The sequence below is a fragment of the Verminephrobacter aporrectodeae subsp. tuberculatae At4 genome, assembly GCF_000193225.1.
Taxonomy (GTDB): Bacteria; Pseudomonadota; Gammaproteobacteria; order Burkholderiales; family Burkholderiaceae_C; genus Acidovorax; species Acidovorax aporrectodeae.
The window spans coordinates 1-16,840 of record NZ_AFAL01000700.1 but is presented as its reverse complement, the minus strand read 5'-3'; the positions used below and the strand labels follow the sequence as shown (position 1 = coordinate 16,840).

Sequence of the window (16,840 nt, the reverse complement as noted above, 5' to 3'; positions counted from 1 at the left end):
TGAGCGCGTCACCCTGCCAGGCCTCGCCCCGGCTGGTGCGCAGCGTGACGGCGCCATCGGTGTCGGTAAAGTCCTCGACCGCCTGCCCGAGTTGCAGCCGCGCGCCGGTGCAGCGGGTCAGCGCGGTTAGCAGCAGGTCGTGCAGGTCGGCGCGGTGGATGGTGGCGTAGGCGGCGCCGTAGCGCTCTGCGGCCGTGCGGCCCAGGGGCAGCGCGGCCAGTTCCCGGCCCGTGAGCGCGCAGCGCACCTGCAGGCGGTCGGGGAGCGAGACCACGGCCTGCAGCGGCTGCTCCAACCCCCAGTCCTGCAGACAGCGCACCCCATGGGGGCCGAGTTGCACGCCTGCGCCCACTTCGCTGAACGCGGTGGCGCGTTCGTACAGGCGCACCTGCCAGCCCGCGTGCGATGCGCCCAGGGCCGCAGCCAGGCCGCCAATTCCGCCGCCTGCGACCAACAGCTGTTTCCTCATGCGCTGTGTGGGGTGCGTTGTCAGGAACTGCGCCAGCCGGGGGCTGCGCCGTGCCGGGTCAGCGCAATTCGCGTGGCTCGACGTCCGTCACCCCGCCCGCCTCGGGTGGAACGTCGCTGCGGCGCGCTGCCGCCTCGTCCCGCGCAGCGGCTTCCGTGCGCGAAGCCCAGGACCAGCGCCGTGTCGCCCGAAAGGCGCTGCCGAACCCCGTGCGCGGGTCCACGCGCATCCCCCAGGGTGTGGCGGGCCGGCCCGTGAGCCGCGCCCACCCGGCGCGCAGCGCCCACACCAGAGCCAGCACCAGGGCGGCCGTGAGCAGGCTCAGAAAGAACACCAGTCCCATGAGCAGTCCCATGAGCACCGCCACCCCACGCAAAAGATCCGCAACGATTGCCTTCAAACGACACCTCTCCTTCAACAAGCTGGAACGCGGCTAACCCGGCTCTCTGCACGGCCCGGTTCAGCCTCCCTGCGGCGCGTTGCCGAACTGGAACACGCCCGGATCGAGCACCGGGTTCACGCTGACCGGAATCACGCTCTTGGGCGGGAAGTGCCCTTCCAGCAGCAGCCGGGACAACGGGTTCTCGATGCGTTGCTGGATCGCCCGCTTGAGCGGCCGCGCACCGAACACCGGGTCGAAACCGACCTTGGCCAATTCCGCCAAGGCCGCGTCCGAGACCTGCAGGTCCAGATCCATCTTCGCCAGCCGGGATTGCAGCCCCTGCAACTGGATGCGTGCAATGGACGCGATGTGCTGCGCGTCGAGCGCATGGAACAGCACCGTCTCGTCGATCCGGTTCAGGAATTCGGGACGGAAACGGGCTCTGAGTTCGCCCCAGACGGCCTCCTTGATGTCGTCCGGGTCCTGCCCGACCATGGCCTGGATGAGCTGCGATCCCAGGTTGCTCGTCATCACGATCACCGTGTTCTTGAAGTCCACGGTGCGGCCCTGGCCGTCGGTCAGGCGGCCGTCGTCGAGCACCTGGAGCAGCACGTTGAAGACGTCGGGGTGGGCCTTCTCCACCTCGTCGAGCAGCAGCACGCTGTAGGGTTTGCGGCGCACGGCCTCGGTCAGGTGGCCGCCCTCCTCGTAGCCCACGTAGCCGGGCGGCGCGCCGATCAGGCGGGCCACGGAGTGCTTTTCCATGAACTCGCTCATGTCGATGCGGATCAGGTGGTCCTCGCCATCGAACAGGAAGCCCGCCAGCGCCTTGCACAGTTCGGTCTTGCCCACGCCCGTGGGGCCGAGGAACAGGAACGATCCCGTGGGGCGACTCGGGTCGGACAGGCCCGAGCGCGAACGGCGGATGGCGTTCGCCACGGCGGCGATCGCCTCGTCCTGACCGACCACGCGCTCGTGCAGCCGGGCCTCCATTTGCAGCAGCTTGTCTTTCTCGCCCTGCATCATCTTGGCCACGGGGATTCCCGTGGCGCGGCTCACCACTTCGGCGATTTCTTCAGCGCCCACCTGCGTGCGCAGCAGGCGGCGGGCGGCGGGCACGCCGTCCTTTCCCGCCTCCTGGGCCTGCGCCTGTTTGAGCTGCTTTTCCAGTTCGGGCAGCTTGCCGTATTGCAGTTCGGCGACCTTGTTGAAGTCGCCCTTGCGGGTGAATTCCTCGATCTGGAAGCGCAGCTTGTCAATGGCTTCGCGCACCTGGGCGCTGCCCTGGGCCTGGGCTTTTTCCGCCTGCCAGATCTCGTCGTAATCGGCGATTTCCTTTTGCAGCTTGGTGATCTCCTGCTCGATCAGTGCAAAGCGCTTTTGCGAGGATTCGTCCTTTTCGCGGCGCACGGCTTCGCGTTCGATCTGCAACTGGATCAGGCGGCGGTCGAGTCGGTCCATCGCCTCGGGTTTCGAGTCCATCTCGATTTTGATCTTGGACGCGGCCTCGTCGATCAGGTCGATCGCCTTGTCGGGCAGGAAGCGGTCCGTGATGTAGCGGTTGGAGAGTTCGGCCGCGGCCACGATCGCCGGGTCGGTAATGTCCACGCCGTGGTGCACCTCGTACTTTTCCTGCAACCCGCGCAAGATGGCGATGGTCGCTTCGACGCTGGGCTCGCCAACCAGGATTTTCTGGAAGCGCCGCTCCAGCGCAGCGTCTTTTTCGATGTATTTGCGGTACTCGTTGAGCGTGGTCGCGCCCACGCAGTGCAGTTCGCCGCGGGCCAGCGCGGGCTTGAGCATATTGCCCGCGTCCATCGCTCCCTCGCCCTTGCCCGCGCCGACCATGGTGTGCAGTTCGTCGATGAAGACGATGGTCTGGCCCTCGTCCTTGGCGAGTTCGTTGAGCACGCTCTTGAGGCGCTCCTCAAATTCGCCGCGGTACTTGGCGCCCGCCAGCAATGCGGCCATGTCGAGCGACAGCACGCGCTTGCCCTTGAGCGACTCGGGCACCTCGCCGGCGACGATGCGCTGCGCCAGTCCCTCGACGATGGCCGTCTTGCCCACGCCGGGCTCGCCAATGAGCACGGGGTTGTTCTTGGTGCGGCGCTGCAGCACCTGGATCGCGCGGCGGATTTCGTCGTCGCGGCCGATTACGGGGTCGAGCTTGCCCAGGCGTGCGCGTTCCGTCAGGTCCATGCAGTACTTGGTCAGCGCGCCGCGCTGGCCTTCGGCCTCGGCGCTGTCCATTTTCTGGCCACCGCGCACGGCTTCGATCGCGGCCTCCAGGCTCTTGCGCGTGAGGCCATGGTCCTTGGCGATTTTTGCCGCCTCGCCCTTGCTGTCGATCACGGCCAGCAGGAACAATTCGCTGGCGATGAACTGGTCGCCGCGTTTGATGGCTTCCTTCTCGGTCGCCTGCAGCACGCGGCTCAGTTCGGGCCCGCCCTGCACCTGCTCGTTGCCCTGCACCTGGGGCAGGCGCTTGACGGCCGCCTCGGCCGCCGCCAGCAAACCAGGCACATTCACGCCGGCGCGCTGCAGCAGCGCCTTGGGGCCACCGTCCTGCCCGAGCAGTGCCACGAGCAGGTGCACGGGCTCGATGTAGGCGTGGTCATTGCCCAGCGCGATGCTCTGGGCGTCGCCCAGGGCCTCCTGGAACTTGGTGGTGAATTTGTCAAGACGCATGGTCCATGTCCTCCGGAATGCGGGGCACTTGGGGCAGCGTCTGCCCGATTTCAAGACAGCGCCCCCGCCGCCGCAGGGAGGGGGCATCATGAACCGGGGATCGCGTCATGCCCGCCTGCTGCGCAGCAGGCGGGCACTTGGGCTGGCTGGCGCGCCTTACTTCTTCTTGAAGAGCAGCGCTGCGCCCCGGGCGTCGTCGGCGCTTGTCGCGATGACGGTCAGGCGGCTCTTGTCCGGATTGATCGTGGCAATTCCGCTGAAATTCACGGTCTTCGTTCCACCCGTGTCCGGGCAGGCTTCGCTGAACTGCGCCTTGTACGCGCCGGCGTCGGTCATTGCGGCCAGGGTGCCCGTGTAGGTGCAGCCGGTGGTCGAACTGCTATCCGTTGATGCGATCGCGCCTGCGGCGTCCAGCGACCACTGGACCTTTCTGCTGCCGCTGCTCATGCTCACGTCCCAACTGCCCGCCACGTCCGCCTGCACTGCCGGGCCGGCCAAGGCGTCGCTTTGGTTGAGCGCCAGGACGGTGGCGTTCACTCCCGTGAAGGAAACGCTCTTGGGCGTTGCCGTCAGGGTGGCCTTGCCCACCACCGGCTGTCCATCCCCGGCGGCGCGGCCGTCCGCGCTCAACGCATAGGATTTGCCGTTGGAACTGCTGTCGTCACCGCGCACCATCAGTTTCACCAGCCGGCTGGAATCGTTGGCCAGCAGCCAGACGTTGGCCGTTCCGGCGTCGGGAATGATGATCGCGGTCATGGCCGTGGTCGCTTCCTTGGGGGTCGCCCAGCGCCCTTTGAGGTCGGCCGGGTTGATGGAGGTTGCGGCGGTGCCGCCATCGCCCCCATCACCACCGCCACCACCACCGCAGGCTGTGAGCAGGGTTGTGGCCGCAATGGCCAGGGCCACCAGGAAGGTTTGTTTTTGCTTCGGCATTTGCTTTTGCATGGGTTGCTCCATTATCGTTCGCACAAGTTAACAAGAAAGCGTTGTCCAAGGGTTTTCGCAGGTCCCAGTTGGAACCAGCGCCCATTGTGCCTTACATTGAGCAACTATCCCACCGTGGGCAGGCGCATTCCCGCCATCGCACAGAGGCTGTGTTGCCCGCGTCGGGCCATCGCGTCGAAACGGCCAGCGTCGCCGATTGTAAGCCGGACCTGCGCCGATCGCCTTGCGGCGCCATTTGCTCATTCTTTTCTTCGAGTTACTCGAACGTTGCTTTTCATGGCGCGTTGGCTGTGGCGGGCCAGTGGGCACTGCCGGGGCTCATGTTCTGTCCCGCAAATACTTGGATCATGGAACCGGTGCCTTCGCACCCATGGTGGCGTTGCAAATCTTCACGCCGGCCCCGGACCGCACGGCGGTTTGCGCCTTGCCATGACGCGCGATACAGCTGTTTCATTTTGTACCGCTATTTTCGGGGCAGAATACCCCGTGGGGCGCGCCCTACAATCGCGACCCCGCCTGTCTGCGCTGCTGCAGCATGGTTTTCGCCCCACCCCGCGTTGGAGACATTGCATGCCCGAAAATACCCCGGACCATAACGCAGCAAACCAGGGTCCGGACACGCGCGCCCAACTGCTGCGCCGCGCCGCGCTCGAATACCACGAGTTTCCCAAGCCGGGCAAGGTCGCCATCGCCGCCACCAAGCAGATGGTGAACCAGCATGATCTGGCGCTGGCCTATTCGCCCGGTGTCGCGGCTCCCTGCGAGGAGATCGTGCAAGACCCGAATGCCGCGTTCAGATACACCAGTCGGGGCAATTTGGTGGGCGTGGTGACCAACGGCACGGCCGTGCTGGGCCTGGGAGATATTGGCCCGCTGGCGGGCAAGCCCGTCATGGAGGGCAAGGCCGTTCTGTTCAAGAAGTTCTCGGGAATCGACGTGTTCGATATCGAGATCGATGAAAAAGACCCCGCGAAGTTGGTGGAGATCATCGCCAGCCTGGAGCCGACCTTTGGTGGCATCAATCTCGAAGACATCCGGGCGCCCGACTGTTTCTACGTCGAGCGCAAGCTGCGCGAGCGCATGAAGATCCCGGTCTTTCATGATGACCAGCATGGCACTGCGATCACGGTGGGCGCAGCGATTCTCAACGGGCTGAAAGTGGCCGGCAAGGACCCGGGCCGGGTCAAGCTCGTGACCTCGGGCGCGGGCGCTGCGGCGCTGGCCTGTCTGGGGCTGCTGGTCAAGCTGGGCATTGTGCGTGAAAACATCTGGGTCACCGACTTGGCCGGCGTGGTGTATGCAGGCCGCACGGAACTCATGGACGAGGACAAGGCGGTGTTTGCCCAAGAAACCAGCGCACGCACGCTGGCCGAGGTGATCGAGGGCGCAGATGTGTTCCTGGGCCTGTCCGCCGGCGGCGTGCTCCGGCAGGACATGGTGCGCCAGATGGGGCCGCGCCCGCTGATTTTTGCGCTCGCCAACCCCAACCCGGAGATTACGCCCGAGGAGGTGAAGGCCGTGCGCGACGACGCCATCATGGCCACCGGCCGTTCGGACTACCCGAACCAAGTGAACAACGTGCTGTGCTTTCCCTATATTTTTCGCGGCGCGCTGGACAGCGGCGCGACCACCATCACGCCGGAGATGGAAGTCGCCGCGGTGCACGCCATTGCCGCGCTGGCCCAGGCCGAGCAGAGCGAGGTGGTGGCCGCGGCCTACGCGGGCGAGCCGCTGGCGTTTGGCCCCGAGTACCTGATTCCGAAGCCGTTCGACCCGCGGCTGATGATGATGATCGCCCCGGCCGTAGCCCAGGCCGCGGCCGACAGCGGCGTGGCCCGGCGCCCCATCGCCGACATGGACGCCTACCGCGATCACCTGCAGACCTTCGTCTACGCCTCGGGCACCATGATGAAGCCCATTTTCACGGCCGCCAAAGCCGCCGCGAAGAAGCGCGTGGCCTACGCCGAGGGCGAGGAGGAGCGCGTGCTGCGCGCCGCACAGATCGTCGTCGACGAGCGCATCGCGCGCCCCACGCTGATCGGCCGCCCGGCGATCATCGCCCAGCGGGCCGAGAAATTCGGCCTGCGCCTGCAGGAGGGGCGCGACTACGACGTGGTCAACGTGGAGCAAGACCACCGCTACCGCACGTTCTGGCAGACCTACCACCGCATGACCGAACGCCAGGGCGTGACGCTGCCGATTGCCAAGATCGAGATGCGCCGCCGCCTGACCCTGATCGGCGCCATGCTGCTGTACAAGGGCGAGGTCGATGGCCTGATCGTGGGCACCTGGGGCCATACCGCGCACCACCTCAATTACATCGGGCAGGTAATCGGCAAGCGTGCCGGCGTGCACAACTTTGCCTGCATGAACGGCCTGCTGCTGCCCGAGCGCCAGGTGTTCCTGGTGGACACGCATGTGAACTACGACCCCACGGCCGAGCAACTGGCGGAGATCACCGTGCTGGCTGCCGAGGAAATGATGCGCTTTGGCATCCGGCCCAAGGCGGCGCTCTTGTCGCACTCCAACTTTGGCAGCAGCAACCAGCCCAGCGCGCTGAAGATGCGCCAGGCGCTGCAATTGCTGCGCGTGCAGGCACCCTGGCTGGAGGTGGACGGCGAAATGCACGGCGACGTGGCCCTGGACGGCAAAGCGCGCGCGGCCACCATGCCGCACAGCGAATTGGTGGGAGACGCGAACCTGCTGGTGCTGCCCAACATCGACGCCGCGAATATTTCCTACAACCTGCTGAAAACGGCAGCTGGCGGCAATATCGCCATCGGTCCCATGCTGCTCGGAGCCGCCCAGCCTGTACATATCCTGACGGCGAGCACCACGGTGCGGCGCATCGTGAACATGACAGCGCTCACGGTGGCCGACGCCAACGCGGCCCGCTAAGCGTTCATAACGCCAGCAATGGCCTGCTTTTCTCCCATCTTTTCACCCGCTTTCCGGGGGCTTGCCAGGCCCCACGGCGTGCGCCCGGCTCTGGTCGCGGACGCTTGCTTTTTGGGGGCCGTTGCGGCACACTTGCGGCTCGAAATTTCGGGTAAACCCGTAAGTTTCTGAAAGGTTCGTTGATGCTGAAGGCTGTAGCCATCCGGGGGCGCGCTGACCCGTGAAGCCGGCTCCTTTGCTTGGGACAACGTGGGACAAGGACGGCTCGATTTTTGGCAACCGCGAGCGGGGCTATTACCGTGAAGACACCGTTGCAACGCCAGGATCGAACCACCGAGATGACCAGCGCATCGTATGCAGCGGCAAGCCCCGCGCTCCGGACGCCTGCGATGGCACCCGAGACCACTGCGCCAGTTTTCGCGAGATCGTCGAGCCACCCCCGATGCGGTGAACACGGGCCGGAAACAGCCTGGCAACCGCATCCTCTTGAATCCCCCACCCGCATCCTGCGGGTCGCCGGAAGTTTGTGGACCATGTAAAGAAAGAGTAGCGCAGATGCAGACGCCACCTCGTAAACCCCCGGAAACGCCACTGCGTGGCGTGCGCACCAACATCGTGCAGTCCATTCGCGCCTTCCGCGTGCAGGACCTGCAGGATGCCGCCACCGCCATGGGGCACCATTTCCTGTACGCCAACCTGGCCACCGCACAGTCCAAGCAGGACGTGCTGGACCTGCTTGCCGAGCAATTCATCCTCCCGTCGCATTTCGGCAAGAATTTCGATGCGCTGTACGACTGCATGACGGATCCCCTGCACAAATCGGGCCCACAGCCCGGATTCATCGTGGTGTTGGAGCAGATCCCGACCGCGGGCAAGTTCGACAAGGAAGCGCGCGAGCAACTGCTCGACGTCTTTCGCGACACGGCCGACTACTGGGGCGACCGCAAGGTCCCGTTCCGATGTTTCTATTCTTTTCTGTAGCCCGTTCTGCATTCACCAGCCAAGCAGAACGGGCGAACGAGGCTAGCGACGCCAAGGGCACCGACGACGTGGACATCATCAGCGAGACCGCCGAGAAGATGCCCACGGACAAGTTTGTCGATGTCTCCCCCCAGGCGCTGCGCATGAGCAGCCCCTTCAACACCGGATACTGGCTCAGTGCCGCCTGAAAAATCCCCCGGGCGTGCGCCCCACTGCCATGAAATTTGAAGCCATCCTGTTCGACTGCGACGGCGTGCTGGTCGACAGCGAACCCATCGCCAACGGCGTTCTGCGCGACATGCTGGAGGAAGCCGGCTGGGCCCTGACCCCCGACGAATGCATGCAGATTTTCGTCGGCAAGGCCGTGCGCAACGAGGCCGCGCGCATCGAGGCCCACACGGGTCGGCCCCTGACCGACGTGTGGATTGATACTTTCTATGCGCGGCGCAACGCCGAACTGGGTCAGCGCCTGACGGCCATCGAACATATCCATGGAACCATCGATCGGGTGCACGCGCACTACGGCGGGCGCATCGCCTGCGCCTCCGGGGCTGATCGGCACAAGGTGGAGATGCAACTGGCCAAGGTAGGACTCACGCCCTATTTCGAGGGGCGCGTCTTCAGCGGCCACGAGATGCCGGCGACCAAGCCCGCCCCCGACGTCTACCTGGCGGCCGCGGCCGCGCTCCAGATTGCGCCCGCACGCTGTGCGGTGGTCGAAGACACGGTGACGGGCGTCACCGCCGGCGTGGCCGCCGGCGCCATGGTGTTTGCCTACGCACCGCAGGACGACGGCGCAGCACTGCGCGCCGCAGGCGCCACGCAAGTGTTTCGCAGCATGGCCGACTTGCCCGGACTGCTCGGCTGCTGAGTTGCGCGGCAAGCGCTGCCAAGCCCCCCAACTGCGCATGGGCATTCTCGACACCCAAGTCAAGGTCCGGTCGGACGACTTCCTGCGCAACGCCGCCGCCATGCGCGCGCTGGTGGACGATTTGCGCGGGCAGTTCGACAGGATCGCCCAGGGCGGCGGCGCAGCGGCGCGCGCCAAGCACGTGGCGCGCGGCAAACTGCTGCCGCGCGAGCGTGTGCAACGGCTGCTCGACCCCGGAACGCCGTTCCTGGAACTGGCCCCGCTCGCCGCGCTCGGCATGTACGACAACGCCGCGCCCGGCGCCGGCCTGATCACCGGCGTCGGCCGCGTCAGCGGCGTGGACTGCGTAATCGTATGCAACGACGCCACGGTCAAGGGCGGCACCTACTACCCGCTCACCGTCAAAAAGCACCTGCGCGCGCAGGAGGTGGCGCAGCAGAACCAGCTGCCCTGCGTCTACTTGGTCGACTCGGGCGGAGCCAACCTGCCGAACCAAGACGAGGTCTTCCCCGACCGCGAGCATTTCGGTCGCATTTTCTTCAACCAGGCGAATATGAGCGCCATGGGCATCGCGCAGATCGCGGTGGTCATGGGCAGTTGCACGGCGGGCGGCGCCTACGTGCCGGCCATGAGCGACGAGTCGATCATCGTGAAGAACCAGGGCAGCATCTTTCTCGGCGGGCCGGCGTTGGTCAGGGCCGCCACGGGCGAGCTCGTCACGGCCGAAGACCTGGGCGGCGGCGACGTGCACACGCGCCTGTCGGGCGTGGCCGACCACCTGGCGCAAAACGACCTGCACGCGCTGCAACTGGCGCGCGACGCAGTGCGCAATCTGAACCGAAGCAAGCCCCGGGCGCCGCAAGACATGGCCCCTGCAGCGCCGCGATTTGCCGCCGAAGAACTCTACGGCGTGATCCCGGTGGACGCGCGCAAGCCCTTTGACATGCGCGAGATCATCGCCCGCATCGTCGACGCCAGCGCGTTCGACGAATTCAAGGCGCGCTACGGCACCACGCTGCTCACGGGCTTTGCGCGCATTGAGGGAATGGCCGTGGGAATCATCGCGAACAACGGCATCCTGTTTTCCGAAAGCGCGCTCAAGGGCGCGCATTTCATCGAACTATGCTGCCAGCGCAAGATCCCGCTGGTGTTTCTGCAGAACATCACCGGCTTCATGGTCGGCCGCAAGTACGAGAACGAGGGCATCGCGCGCCACGGCGCGAAAATGGTCACGGCCGTGGCCACGGCCAGCGTTCCCAAGTTCACCGTCATCGTCGGCGGCAGCTTTGGCGCGGGCAACTACGGCATGTGCGGCCGGGCCTACGCGCCGCGTTTTCTGTGGATGTGGCCCAACGCGCGCATCGGCGTCATGGGCGGCGAGCAGGCTGCGGGCGTTCTCGCCACCGTCAAGCGCGAGGGCATCGAGGCCCGGGGCGACCAATGGAGCCTGGAGGAAGAGGAAGCCTTCAAGGCCCCGATCCGCCAGCAGTACGAGACCCAGGGCCACCCCTATTACGCCACGGCGCGCCTGTGGGACGACGGCGTAATCGACCCCGCCGACACGCGCCGCGTGCTCGCGCTGGGCCTGGCGGCCGCGCGCAATGCGCCGATCGAAGACACGCGCTTTGGTTTGTTCCGCATGTAAGGGCAAGCGGTATTTCCCATGGGCGTCGCCCGGCCCGTGAAGCAACGTGATTGAAAAATAAACCAATTGTGTCAAAAGCATAAATTTTTTCTATGAATGCGCAGAATTGTGACCTGAATAGTACACTTGCTTGCGTGCAGCGTACTGCCGTTGCCAAGTCGGTCCGAACAGTGGGCCTACATGGCATGCTGCACCAGCAGCGCAAGCCCACACCCCAATCCCCAACCGAATCGTTCGGTTGCACGGTGGCGGTTTTGCGCTTCATGACCAGCATGGTCGTTGAGCACCAAAAGGCGGGGAATTTCAGGTGCTTGAAATCCGGTCATCGATCACACGGGGAATATATGATATTAAAGAGAATCATTCAACGCTTCGGCCTGATCCTGTGCGCAAGCGCTGCTGTCGCCAATGCGCAGGAAGTGATACCCGATTTCTACAAAGAACCCGGTATCCAGCCGGGTCGCGATTTTGTCAATCAAAGCCATCACGAAAATATCGATCCATTTACCGGATCTCTGCAGCGCCACTATGTTGACATCCGCATTCCGGGCAACGGCGGGCTGGATTTGAAAATCATCCGCTCCTACAATAGCAGCAACATCAACTCCGCCAATCCGGCCCAACCCAGGACCACGGCGGGGTGGGGGTGGACGATCCATTTTGGCCGCATCCTGAAAGCGCGCGACGCCCATCCTTGCCTCAACATGAACCGCCAAACCATTGCGGACAATCCAGTCCTGGAACTTCCGGATGGCAGCCGGCAACTGCTGACATTCACGAGCAGTATGTCCCCCATGGCAATCACTGCACGGCGTTGGAAGGCAGAATGCTACCCGGGAGGGGGTGGTCTCATCGTCACGTCTCCCGACGGAGTCGTTTATGAAATGTCCCAATCGACTGGTGCAAACTCCAACAGATCGCCTGTTTATGAGTGGTATACAAAAAAGATCACGGATCGCAACGGAAACTATATCTCCATTCAATACACAAGTGAATCAAGCCCTGAGATCCGGAACATCACGACCAGCGATGGTCGTTCAATGTCATTCAGCTACCACGACCCGGGAACCAGGTCCGCAAGAATTCGAAGCATTACCAGCGCCGGACAAACCTATCAGTACAATTATCAGTCCTCCGGGATCCTCGATATTTATCAACTGACCAGCGTTACAAGACCGGACGGCAACACCTGGGTTTATGGCTATAACGGCAACAAAGGTCTTTCGGCTGGCAGCTATCTGATGCGGTCTGCAAAAAACCCCTATGGTGGAACCATCGACTACACGTATGAGCATGTTTATTTTGATACCCAATCAAACCCTCGCAGCCGGTCTGACGTCGTCAGCAGAAAGTCATTGGGTTCCGGTGAAAATTGGACTTTCAGCTATGCACCGGGCAATTCGAGATCCCTGGACACCACCACCGTGACAGGCCCCGCAGGAACAAGCACCTACAAGCACATCGGGCCGATATACGCGAGTGCAGGAAATCTCTGGAAGGTCGGTTTGCTGGTAGAAAAAACAATTGGCAACACGCAAGCAGAGCAGTACACATGGGAGGGACAGAAAATATCATCCGAAACCTATTTTCGTCCAGGCGCATTCTTGTTCAAAATCGACTATCTGCAAACCAACGCCCCGCTTTTGACGCAGAAAACGATCACCCGCAATGGCGTGAGCTACCGCACCGATTACAGCAACTTTGACGAGTATGGAAATCCGCGTTCAATTTCGGAGTCAGGTCCGAATGGGGGCAGCAGAACGACGACCGCAAGTTACTACATCAACACCCCGAAGTGGATCATCCGACAGGTGCAGAACGAAAGCTTCACCGGAAATTCAATCACCCGGCAGTTCGATGGCAAGGGCAATCTGACCACGGAAACCAGAAATGGTGTCTCTGTGAGTTTCATCCATGACACGCAAGGGAATGTGGAAAGCATCACCTTTCCCCGGTCGTTGACGCATCGCTATTCCAATCATATGCGTGGCATTCCAAAAAACGAAAGCCAACCCGAGAGCATCTCCATCACTCGGCAAGTCGACGATGCAGGGAACGTGGTTTCTGAAACCGACGGCAGCGGCCACACCACCCGCTACAGCTACGATGGCTTGAACCGGATCACCTCCATCGAGCCGCCTGTTGGAAATCGCGTAAGCATCGCGTACGGAACCAATACCCGCACCGCAACGCGTGGATCACTCACCGAGACCCGTACCTATAATGACTACGGTCATCTCATTCAACTGAACCGTGGCGGGATTTCAAGCACATACTCTGTCGATGCACTTGGACGCACCACGTTCGAGTCTGATCCCGACAACAGCCGGTCCGGGAGAACCTATTCCTACGACAATCTGCACCGTGTGACCCGGATTCAAAATGCCGACAACACCGCCAAGACCATCAGCTACGGCGGTAATTCAAAAACCGTCCGCGACGAGCGTAATAATTCCACAACCTACACCTATAGGGCCTATGGCAATCCCGACCAGGAATTTCTGATGGGAATAAGCACTCCCGAGAGCAGTGCCAGTGTCAGCTACAGCCGCAACAGCAGGGACTTGATCACCTCTGCAACGCAGGACAGGATGAGCAGAAGCTATGCATACAATACGGCAGGCCATTTGATCTCTGCAACCCATCCTGAGTCGGGGACCACCACCTACGGCCGCGATGCGGCAGGCAATATGACGTCAAAAAGCACGGGCTCTGCAGGGATCATCTCGTATACCCATGACCAGCAGAACCGGCTGAAAACCATTGTGTACCCTGGATCCACACCGTCCGTGGCCTACGCCTATGATGGCGCGCATCGGTTGTTGAGCAGCATATCCTCGGATGCAACACGCCAGTTTACTTACGATGGCAATGGCAACCTCAAGAGCGAGCAACTCTCTGCGGGCGGTACATCCTGGACTGCGCAATATGGCTACAATGAAAACGACCATTTGACATCCATTGTGTACCCCCGTTCTGGAGATACAGTCACGTACAGCGTGAACAGCCTCGGGCGACCGACTTCGATTCCGGGATACATCGATGCCGTCAGCTACTGGCCATCCGGGCAGGTCAAGGAAATATCGTATGCAAATGGTACTCAATCCATATATGGCCAAAACTCCCGGCTGTTGCCCAGTACATTTGTTACCTACTCGCGCTCCGGAACATACTATGGGGACTTCACTTTCAGCTACGATGCGGTAGGTAACCTGACTAGAATCATGGATTACAGAGATTCCCTGTACAACCGTTCTTTCAGCTATGACGACATGGATCGCCTGAGCCGCGTGACGACTGCGCAAGGAACGGGGAACATCTCTTACAGCGGGTCTGGAAACATCACGGCACAGAACATCCCCGGAACGCAGCTGACCTACCAGTACGATGCGAATAACCGATTGAGCAGTCTGAGTGCCGTGCCAAGCACGCTGTCAGCCACCTATACGTACGATACGCTGGGCAATATTGCCAGCGGCGGGGGACGAACGTTCACCTACGACGCAGTGCCCAATCTGAAGTGCGTAAATTGCGCGACCCCCGCCAGCAGTGTGCAGTATGCGTACGACGCGAATCAGAAGCGGACCAGTGTCACCCAAGGCATCACCAAGACCCATGAATTCCATGGAGCGCATGGGAATTTGCTCTCCGAATACACCCCGGGATCCCCAGGGAAACTGATTCAATACATCTATCTGAACGGCAAGCGCGTTGCCCAGAAGGAGTCCACGCAATGACCCGCAACATGCTGAACCGTTTCCTGGCCCGCGCAGTTCTCCTGCTGGGTTCTGTGGCCCTTGGGGCCAACGCCATGGCGCAGGCGACCATTACGTATTTTCACAACGACATTGCCGGAACGCCCATGATGGCGAGCAATGCCAGCGGTGTCTTGGTCTGGAAGGAAAGCTATTTGCCCTATGGGCAACGGCAGCGGGAAACCACCACCAGCGCGGGCAACAAGCTGTGGTTTGCAGGCAAGCCATACGATTCCCAGACAGGGCTATCGTACATGGGGGCCCGTTACTATATGCCCTTGACCGGGCGGTTTACCGGAATTGACCCCAAGGATTTGGTACCAGAGCAGCCGCATAGCTTTAATCGCTATGCGTATGCAAACAACAATCCTTATAAGTATATTGATCTCGACGGCAGATCTCCAAGCGTTATCGTTCCGGTGATAGCGGTGGGGGTTGCAATTACTGGCATAGTTGCAACAACCCACATGACGCCCGAGCAACGGGCGCAAATGGCACGCGCGGGTACTCAGTTCATGCAACGTACGAAAGACGTGCTTGAGCTAGCATCTGGCTGGGTATTCAATGAAAAGGCAGAAACTCCAAAAGGAGAAACTGATACGATTGTTGATGGGGTGACTAGTGGATTGGATAAAGAGACTGACTCCAAAGGGGATAATTCTAAGGGAAATTACACCAAACCTAACAGTGTTGCCACTGCAGAGCAAGATTTCGGTTCACTGCCAGGAACTGTAGGCTCAAACGGTCAAAAAATATTACCAGATGGCAGCGTCGCTGGTATACATACATCGACAAGCACAGGCTTGAAAACACTACATATCAATCGTCCTCACGGAAGTCAAAATATCAAAATCCGCTATATCCCGTAAGGTTAAAAAATGAAATATGTTCGTAACTTGAAGCTTGGTCGAAGCCGGGACACTTGCTGGATCCTGAGTATGGCAAAGACATACTGCAGCAGAAATTGTGGGAAAAAGAGTTCCAAAGGATGTGTTTCTTGGTCTAAGTGAAATTCCCAGTATAGTAGACTGCGAAAATTTGGAGTTGGCCATTCAATCTGGTAGGCTAACAGAAGATTCATTCAAGAAGTTCTGTTTGAGTCACGAACTGCCTGACAGCTTGCACTCCAAGGAGTCGGCAGCAAAGTTTCTTGAATACATGCGGGGTAGACCATTGGCTTGGATACATCTGCCAATCGATGCCGAACCGACGCTATTGCCAATGATCGTAAAAATCATTTCTGAACTCGGGCATATTGTCATTGATCCGGATAATATGAATCCAATCAACTGATACAGGCCCTTCGTCGTTTCGTGTGGAACACAACGGCTCTATGCCGCTTCATATGGAACACGGCGTTATTGCACAAGATGCGGAGGTCGCCCACGTGAGCAGCGTGATTGCTAGCACGGTGCGTGCGACACTGTTATTGCCAGATGCTAACGTCGCTGGTATGCATACATCGATAAGTACGGGTTTGAAAACACTGCATATCAATCGTCCTTACGGAAGTAAGAACATCAAGATTAGATATCCCAAGGGAGACTGAGAAAATGAAATACGTTCGTGAACTTGAGGCTTGGTCAAAGCCGGGACATTTGCTGCATCCTGCGTACGGCAAAGTGTTACAGCAGGCGATGTGGGAAAAGGGGATTCCAGAGGATGTTTTTCTTGGCTTAAGTGCAATTCCTGAGGAAACGCACTGTGAGAGTTTGAAGTTAGCCATTCAATCTGGTGAGCTAACAGAAGATTCATTTAAGGAGTTTTGTTTGAGCCACGGACTACCTGACAGCATGCAATCCAAGGAGTCGGCGGCAAAGTTTCTTGAATATTTGGAGGGTAGAGCCTTGGCTTGGATACATCTACCAATCGATGCTGAACCGACGCTATTGCCAATGATCGTAAAAATTATCTCTGAGTTTGGACATATTGTTATTGATCCGGATGACATGACTCCAATAAACTGACGCATAGAAAAAAGGCTCTATCTGGGGTCACCGTTACTTTCCGTGAGGCCAGGAAAAATGAAATATGTTCGTGAGTTTGATGTTTGGTCGAAGTCGGGACATTTGTTGGATCCTGAGTACGGCAAAGATGTGCTGCAGCAGAAATTGTGGGAAAAAGGAGTTCCAAGGGATGTATTTATTGGATTAAGTGAAATTAACGGCGAAAATCTTTTCCAGTGGTTCTGGAAACATCACGGCAC

14 protein-coding genes and 1 pseudogene are annotated in these 16,840 nt (G+C 60.6%); 11 read left to right on the top strand and 4 right to left on the bottom strand.

Features of this window, described 5'->3' with window-relative positions; translation table 11 throughout:
* The 4 genes from VTU_RS28845 to VTU_RS0119765 all read right to left on the bottom strand — a co-directional run.
* The coding region (locus tag VTU_RS28845; protein WP_010107765.1) for an FAD-dependent monooxygenase at positions 1-469 on the bottom strand (469 nt) is incomplete at its 3' end.
* A gap of 58 nt (positions 470-527) precedes the next feature.
* Positions 528-869, bottom strand: coding sequence for a hypothetical protein (locus tag VTU_RS0119775; RefSeq protein WP_010107764.1), 342 nt, complete (start codon positions 867-869; stop codon positions 528-530).
* A gap of 60 nt (positions 870-929) precedes the next feature.
* Positions 930-3,539, bottom strand: coding sequence for an ATP-dependent chaperone ClpB (gene clpB, locus VTU_RS0119770; RefSeq protein ID WP_010107763.1), 2,610 nt, complete (start codon positions 3,537-3,539; stop codon positions 930-932).
* A gap of 156 nt (positions 3,540-3,695) precedes the next feature.
* Positions 3,696-4,484 carry a hypothetical protein gene (locus VTU_RS0119765; protein WP_040893380.1) on the bottom strand — a complete coding sequence of 263 codons (789 nt, stop codon included), beginning with the start codon at positions 4,482-4,484 and terminating at the stop codon, positions 3,696-3,698.
* A 570-nt stretch (positions 4,485-5,054) separates the two neighbouring features.
* Between VTU_RS0119765 and VTU_RS0119760 the strand changes: the two genes are divergently transcribed.
* The 11 genes and pseudogenes from VTU_RS0119760 to VTU_RS33060 all read left to right on the top strand — a co-directional run.
* Positions 5,055-7,382 (top strand): NADP-dependent malic enzyme, encoded by a 2,328-nt coding sequence (locus VTU_RS0119760; RefSeq protein WP_010107761.1) that lies wholly within the window; start codon positions 5,055-5,057, stop codon positions 7,380-7,382.
* Positions 7,383-7,632: 250 nt separating this feature from the next.
* A pseudogene (locus tag VTU_RS31960) lies at positions 7,633-7,833 on the top strand (ribonuclease domain-containing protein); the annotation flags it as partial.
* A 104-nt stretch (positions 7,834-7,937) separates the two neighbouring features.
* Positions 7,938-8,363, top strand: coding sequence for a barstar family protein (locus VTU_RS0119755; RefSeq protein WP_010107760.1), 426 nt, complete (start codon positions 7,938-7,940; stop codon positions 8,361-8,363).
* Positions 8,342-8,551 (top strand): hypothetical protein, encoded by a 210-nt coding sequence (locus VTU_RS33080; RefSeq protein ID WP_138927973.1) that lies wholly within the window; start codon positions 8,342-8,344, stop codon positions 8,549-8,551. The genes VTU_RS0119755 and VTU_RS33080 overlap by 22 nt, the downstream gene beginning before the upstream one ends.
* Positions 8,552-8,580: 29 nt before the next feature.
* Positions 8,581-9,234, top strand: a complete 654-nt coding sequence (locus tag VTU_RS0119745; RefSeq protein WP_029554578.1) for an HAD family hydrolase — start codon at positions 8,581-8,583, stop codon at positions 9,232-9,234.
* Positions 9,235-9,271: 37 nt separating this feature from the next.
* Complete coding sequence (locus VTU_RS0119740; RefSeq protein ID WP_010107757.1) at positions 9,272-10,879, top strand: carboxyl transferase domain-containing protein; 1,608 nt, start codon at positions 9,272-9,274, stop codon at positions 10,877-10,879.
* Between the two features lie 185 nt (positions 10,880-11,064).
* Positions 11,065-14,616: an RHS repeat domain-containing protein gene (locus tag VTU_RS31955; RefSeq protein ID WP_169315427.1), complete on the top strand. Its 3,552-nt coding sequence runs from the start codon at positions 11,065-11,067 to the stop codon at positions 14,614-14,616.
* Positions 14,613-15,503 carry an RHS repeat-associated core domain-containing protein gene (locus tag VTU_RS31950; RefSeq protein WP_201766163.1) on the top strand — a complete coding sequence of 297 codons (891 nt, stop codon included), beginning with the start codon at positions 14,613-14,615 and terminating at the stop codon, positions 15,501-15,503. The genes VTU_RS31955 and VTU_RS31950 overlap by 4 nt, the downstream gene beginning before the upstream one ends.
* A 226-nt stretch (positions 15,504-15,729) precedes the next feature.
* Positions 15,730-15,927, top strand: a complete 198-nt coding sequence (locus VTU_RS33075) for a hypothetical protein (RefSeq protein WP_138927972.1) — start codon at positions 15,730-15,732, stop codon at positions 15,925-15,927.
* Positions 15,928-16,187: 260 nt separating this feature from the next.
* The gene (locus VTU_RS33065; RefSeq protein WP_138927970.1) at positions 16,188-16,601 is read left to right on the top strand and encodes a hypothetical protein; all 414 of its coding nucleotides are present in this window, start codon (positions 16,188-16,190) and stop codon (positions 16,599-16,601) included.
* A gap of 57 nt (positions 16,602-16,658) precedes the next feature.
* A partial coding sequence (locus VTU_RS33060; RefSeq protein WP_138927969.1) for a hypothetical protein occupies positions 16,659-16,840 on the top strand: 182 nt, incomplete at its 3' end.